The sequence below is a fragment of the Coxiella endosymbiont of Ornithodoros amblus genome, assembly GCF_019425495.1.
GTDB lineage: Bacteria > Pseudomonadota > Gammaproteobacteria > Coxiellales > Coxiellaceae > Coxiella.
This window is the reverse complement of sequence record NZ_VFIV01000069.1, coordinates 1-6,202: the sequence shown is the minus strand read 5'-3', so window position 1 is coordinate 6,202 and position 6,202 is coordinate 1. Positions and strand designations below refer to the sequence as shown.

Here is a 6,202-nt window from a genome sequence, read left to right as displayed (position 1 = left end):
AAACGAAACCATAGTTATTGACATAAAGATACTGAAGAGTAGAAAACAATATCAATTCAAATAATACTGCAAATCCACGGCAGATCCCGTGAGCCGGAGCCGGCCTAACCTACACTTTTAATTGCACCACACCTATTAATACAGTCTTTGATTTTTAGCCAAATTATAACTAAGATATTATCCTTGAAATTTATACCAAAGATCCTTGAGTTTAAGCCAAAATAAAACAATTAATTTCTCAACAGCTTGCATAGTGGAAAGAAGATCCGCATAGAAAGCTGATCCTCTCCTACGTAGCGCACGTTAAGTAGGAAAAACTACGGTTGTTTGACAGTTAGGGGAACAACTTGACTCCTTTTGTAGAAGTGAATTTTGAGATCTAAAAAATTATGTCGCGTTTTTGCTGAAGATTTTGATATTCCACGCATTGTCAACCATCATTAAACATTAGTGGGAAAGATATCGAGCCTGGTAGAACGCTTTTTTCTAGATGAAATCTAAGCTTGTCCAAGAGCGCTAGCTTTACGGTATAGCTTTACGTATTTTTACGAGACCCTCCCTCAATTACACGTCATGTCAGCCGGGTCTCTTTTAGAATTTGCCATTGAGGAAGTAGGGGTGCCGGTAGACAGGATTGCGTTTTTGCATATATATCCTATGTCATTTATAGAATTTTTATGGGCACTAAAAGAAATGCCCCTTGCAGCAACCATTTTAAAGCAGGGGCCCACAAATCCATTCAGCGATTCTGTTTATATAAAAAAGCATTGCGAAACATTGCGCTTATTTGGCGAATATGTTGCTATCGGTGGTACCTGAAGCGGTTGAGCTTTGGCGGCAAACTGAGAGTTATCAAAAATGTGTGGAAATACATCATGAAAAGGCGGCTAAAAATTGCCATTTTGTGTTAAATCGTTAATAGGCGTAAAGTTTATCCGCGTGCAGATATTCAAGGCCACAGCGCCCACTTTGGTATACGCATATAAATTTCTGCAAATCGGAAAAGCCAATTTAAGCGTGATGTAGCCTAACCAAGAATGTTCGCTAATCCTAGCACCCCACCACGGGAGGCCATAAGGCACAAGATAGCGATTCCATTGGCACCTCACATCTACACACCCAACAGAGCCGCCTTTTCCTCCCTTTACAAAGTGGCTAAACGGGGAATCGTGACCTTGGCAAAGTAGCTACATAAGTTTTGGTAAGGAAGATACGATTCCCAATCACGCGAAGCATATCCATAGAGCCCTTCAACATAGACACTGAGTAGACAAAGGAGGTTGGAATATAATAGGGAACTTCAATTCCACCCACAACAACATTAGCGGAAATTAAAAATAAAGTAGATAGAAGATAAAAAAGATAAAAAATACAATGGCCCATGTCGAAAAAACGTTTTTAGTTTAGCAATACTTTATTGCGTTGACTAGCGAATGTAAGTTTTTCATCACGGTAATCAAGCCAAAGGTCGCTCCTTTTTTAAGCTTTGGCTGATTGCCTTTGGCCTTTTATTTAAATCCCCAATCATTCAACTCCTTCCTCAGCAATGCTGATGGAGTAGGGGTTAATTGAATCGCTGAGAATTCATTTCGCAATGGGTAGTGCCGGCGTAGGTATTCAAATTGATCGGTATTCTCTTCAAGTACCTCGCGCATCCTTTGGCTTTCGCGGCCAGGATTGAATAATGTTAATAAAATATCTTCAGCGTCGCGACAGTCCTGAATATTTAACATCATTGTTTCCTGCGATTGCTGCAACTCGCTGAATCGGCGCGTACCTGATAAATGAAAATATTTTAGAAAAGCGTCGTAAATCATCAATGTCGCGCGCAATTTCGCTTGCCTGCTATAGCCGGCAATATGAGGAGTGGCAATGGTTGTTTTTTCCAATAATTGTAAATTAATAGTGGGTTCATTTTCCCAAACATCTAGGCAAGTTATAACGTGGTCACACTGTAATAAAGCATTATTATCAACAACAGCACCTCGTCCGGCGTTCAGTAATACGCTGCCAGGCTTTAACGTTTTAAGAAAACGGTTATTAATTAAATGATAGGTCGGAAAGTTTCCCGTTTTGACTAAAGGCGTGTGCAAACAAACAAGATTAACATTGGTCAGCGAGGCTAAAGGAACTGAAATAAAATCCTTTTCTATACATGCGCGCGGGGGATCGTTATGCAACACCGTAAAACCAATTTTTCTTAATCGATCGGACATAACGGAACCCACATGGCCAACGCCAATGATTGCTGCTGTGGCTGAATTGCGCGGCAATAAATTTTTCTTATACAAATAAGCTACGCAATGGAGCACGTATTCCGCTACGGCCGTCGCATTAGCGCTAGGCGCATAGGCCCAATGAATAGATTGTTCTTTGAGCCACGTAGAATCGATATGATCGAATCCCGCTGTTGCGCTTCCAACAAATTTGACAGCCGTCCCCTTCAGCAAGGCGGAATTTACGGAAGTAATAGAGCGAGTCAGCAACGCATTAACAGTGAGAAGATCACGATTTTGAATGTGGGCCCCCGGCTTTAATATCAGTTCACCGAAGTCGCCAAAGAGCTTGGAAACAAAGGGGATGCGGTCATCAGCTAAGATTTTTATCATGATCGAAAACTATAGCTGAAAATCTACCGATTCGCCATTGAAAGAATTTATAAGTTAGAATAGACTCCATATTACTTAGGAGAGTTTTTACTCCATGAAGGTGGTTGTCTACATAGGATTTTTTTTCTAATTTTATTTTCCGAAATGGACAGCTATGGAAACTTCGTTTTACCCGCTCCGTGCACGACCATAGTAGAAAACTATGCGGATTTTCATCCGCATGCGCCATTAACGCGACTCCCTTTACTACGTGCCTTCCATCAAAGAGCCAAGAACTTAAGCTTAAGCGAAGCCATTTTGTTAGCGCTTCGCAACAATCCCAATGTGATCAGCAGTGAGTTGCAGCGGGTGGTTGATAAATTTGAATTGGAGGTAGCGCATAATGAATTTGAGCCGCAATTCACCTTAGGCGGTACGGCGAATTACGCCTGGCAGAGAGCAAGCCAACTTATTCGTTCAACACGCCCCCGGGCGTGAGTGTAAAAAACCTTATAGACTGTGCTGGAAACCAGTTATGGCACTTCTTTTAGCGGTGCCCGGGGAGAACGACAATAACAATAACGCAACCTTTTATTTATTAAAGGAGTGGGTTAGGCCTACAACATCATTGATCCCACGAATGCGGTTGATAATGAAAAGGTGGCGCGATTAACTTTTAAAAATAACATTATTATTGTGGTTGATACGGTCATTAAAGCCTACCGAACATTGGTCGAAGATTACAATAAGCTGACCATTCAAGGACGAACTTTATTACGCATAGAACAAACGGTCAGACAATCTGAATTACGAGTGAAAGCCGGAAAACTCGTACCCAGCGATTTATTGCAACAACAAGCAAACTTGCCAGTACCCGTTTATCCATGATGCAGCAACAGAACAGTTTAGATGCTGATTATCAAGCATCTTTAAGAACTTTAGGATTGACAGCGACGGCAAGGTCATCATTAACCAACGGATAGAAAAGGAAAATATTATTAGAAAACGTGATAAATCAATCAATTCCATAATCAATATGCACAAATTAAAGTCGCCAAACACGGCGTTGAGCTGCAACGGCGAACATCGGAAAATGCACAGCTCAAATGCGTTTTGGAAAAACAACCGTTTTTGAAGTTAACTAATTACAAAATCAATTGCTGGAGCAAGAAACCGATTTAGTGGCTCAGCGGATTGAATTCTTAAACGCGATTACAGATCTCGATAACACATTAGGAATTACTTTGAGGTACTAGCCATGAGAAAACGAATGTTTCAATGGAGGGTTTGTTTAATGCTGGCAGCAGCTGTCTTTTTACCGGTTATAAAAGAGATGAAAAAAGAGTCATAAAAAGACAGGCAAATTATAGTAGCCAACCAAGTTACAACCTAGCGTGACCCAGCTTTATTTTAAAGGCTCGTTGGTACCGTTGAGAACGGTTCCTGTTTTAAGCCCCGTTGACGGAACCATCACAAAATTATTTTTTACGCACGGCGCTTCTATTGAAGAAAATAAAAATATCGTTGAAATTCATTCTCAAAAATTGGCCGAGGATTACCGCGATGCGGTTACTAAATATCTTCAGGTAAAAGATATCTACGAAACCAGTCTAAAATCATTTACCGGCACGTAAGCGCTTTATGAAGCCGGTATTATCTCAGAAGAAGAATTTCGCACAGAAAGGAGTCAGCACGATGCCAATATCCTTAATTTTTACCAAGCTCGCTTTACCTTAGAAAAAGTTTTACGGGAAGCAGGCATCGACCCCAAAACCGCGGAAGGCTTGCGTATTGCAGACATCAATGTCGTGGCACAAATTTTGCAAAAGTATTTTCGTCATATCTTAGTAAAGTCACCGGGAAAAGGTATGTCGCTTTTTCCGGTTAAATCGGAAGATGATAAAGACGGTAAGGAACAGTTAGTCGTTGGCACGGAAGTTAAACAAGGTCAATTAATATTGCCCATCGGCGATTTATCCGGGTTTACTATCACGCTGCAAGTGAGCGAAATTAAGATTAATCGGCTTCATTCAAGCTTAAAAGCTATCGTGACGGGTGATGTTTTTCCTGGAATGACCCTTCACGGAATTGTGACGGCTGTGGCAAGACAATCCAACCCAGAGCAAAGCGAAGGCAATGGAGCACTTAGCACATTTAATATTGAAGCCAAAGTCCCCGGCGTGACAAAAGAACAACGCAATGTTATCCATGCAGTCATGAGCGCCACCGTAGAAATTGACGTGGAAAATCTCCCATATATATTACCCATCGGGGCAGTGACGCCGGAAAACGGTCAAAGTGTTGTTACTATTATCGACCCAAAAATTGGGAAAGAAAAAAAGGTTCCTGTCGTGACGGGAGACACGACTTTAACAGGTGTTACCATCCTTCAAGACATTAATCTGGACGACAAAGCGCTAGTCATGATTGAATTTAAAAACATCACTAAAGTGTATCAGTTCGCCTCGAACAGCTATAAAGCTTTAAAAAGCGTTAGTTTTTTAATTGAAAAAGGTGAATTCGTTGGAATTATTAGGGCGTCTGGATCAAGGAAAACCACCACAATGAATATTTTGGGTCTATTGGATCATCCCACCAGTGGTGAATATTTATTAAGAAATAAAAAGTCGCTTATTTAAATCCTAATCAGCGCGCGGATTTGCGCAACCGCCATATCAGATTATTTTTCAATTATTCTTTTTATTGCCGCAATTAAACACGCTGCAAAACGTGGGACTTCCTTTGACTTATCGTAAATCTCAGCGGAAAGCGAATTAACAAACGCGCGCGAACCATGTTATAAAGAGTTTATGGCTAAATCCACCATCATAAACCAAGAAAGCTTTCTGGTGGACAAACAGCAACGGGTAGCGATTGCATGCTCGCTTGTTGGAAACCCCGATATTATTTTAGCGGACGAGCCAACCGGCGCGTTGGATTCAAAAACGAGTCAAGAAGTGTTGGATTTATTGATTCAATTAAATCGCGAGGAGAGCTGTACGGTGGTACTGATTACGCACGATGAACAAATTGCTGCCCAATGCCAACGGATAATTAAAATGCACGATGGCTTGATTGTTCCATAGATAGAAAAATATGAGTTTTATTCGATATATCAAAGCAGCTTTAAGGAATTTAATTTCGTCTAAATTAAGTTCGTTCTTGGCTATTTTAGGTATTCTTGTAGGAACGGCTTCCGTTGTCGCTTTGATTACTTCCAGTCAATTAGCCACTGAACATGCGCTTGACCAATTTAAGGCATTAGGAACCAATTTATTAGCGATGGATGTTAAACCGCGTCCCGGGCAACAACAAACCGACATAAGCCGACAAATTACACTAGCCAAAATTTCCCAAATTAAACACGCCTCCCAACAAAATTTCGAAGGAAAACAAATAGAAGGTCGGGTATTTAGGTGCGGCAGCGGAAATCGATCGGAAAATTTGTTTTCACTATCATCGACGTAGCTAAGCACTGGTAATCCAAGATGAGATGAGATCATACAATAATTTTATCGGTATCGATATTGGTAAATGTTCATTTACAGTAGCTGTTTATGGCAGTAAATCTACGCGAGGGAATATGAGAATAATTCCCAAGGCATTAATACTTT

The 6,202-nt window shown here is 40.8% G+C and carries 2 protein-coding genes and 6 pseudogenes; 5 read left to right on the top strand and 3 right to left on the bottom strand.

Going from position 1 to position 6,202, the window contains the following annotated elements; all coding sequences use genetic code 11:
- Positions 1–573: 573 nt before the first annotated feature.
- A complete protein-coding gene (locus FIV31_RS07005; RefSeq protein WP_280124271.1) occupies positions 574–819 on the top strand; it encodes a hypothetical protein in 246 nt (81 codons plus the stop codon).
- A gap of 71 nt (positions 820–890) precedes the next feature.
- On the opposite strand, the pseudogene FIV31_RS08695 reads toward FIV31_RS07005, so the two are convergent.
- The 3 genes and pseudogenes from FIV31_RS08695 to FIV31_RS06995 form a co-directional block, all read right to left on the bottom strand.
- Positions 891–1,383 (bottom strand): annotated as a pseudogene (locus FIV31_RS08695) (outer membrane beta-barrel protein); the annotation flags it as partial.
- 15 nt (positions 1,384–1,398) lie between these two features.
- Positions 1,399–1,528: pseudogene (locus FIV31_RS07000) on the bottom strand (hypothetical protein).
- Complete coding sequence (locus tag FIV31_RS06995) at positions 1,509–2,609, bottom strand: 4-phosphoerythronate dehydrogenase (RefSeq protein ID WP_280124270.1); 1,101 nt, start codon at positions 2,607–2,609, stop codon at positions 1,509–1,511. Before FIV31_RS06995 ends, FIV31_RS07000 begins: the two are co-directional and overlap by 20 nt.
- A 94-nt stretch (positions 2,610–2,703) precedes the next feature.
- Between FIV31_RS06995 and FIV31_RS06990 the strand changes: the two are divergent.
- From FIV31_RS06990 to FIV31_RS06975, 4 pseudogenes are all read left to right on the top strand, one after another.
- Positions 2,704–3,844 (top strand): annotated as a pseudogene (locus tag FIV31_RS06990) (TolC family protein).
- Between the two features lie 2 nt (positions 3,845–3,846).
- Positions 3,847–5,011: pseudogene (locus FIV31_RS06985) on the top strand (efflux RND transporter periplasmic adaptor subunit); the annotation flags it as partial.
- Positions 5,012–5,674, top strand: a pseudogene (locus FIV31_RS06980) (ABC transporter ATP-binding protein).
- A 10-nt stretch (positions 5,675–5,684) separates the two neighbouring features.
- Positions 5,685–6,067, top strand: a pseudogene (locus FIV31_RS06975) (ABC transporter permease); the annotation flags it as partial.
- Between the last annotated feature and the right edge of the window lie 135 nt (positions 6,068–6,202).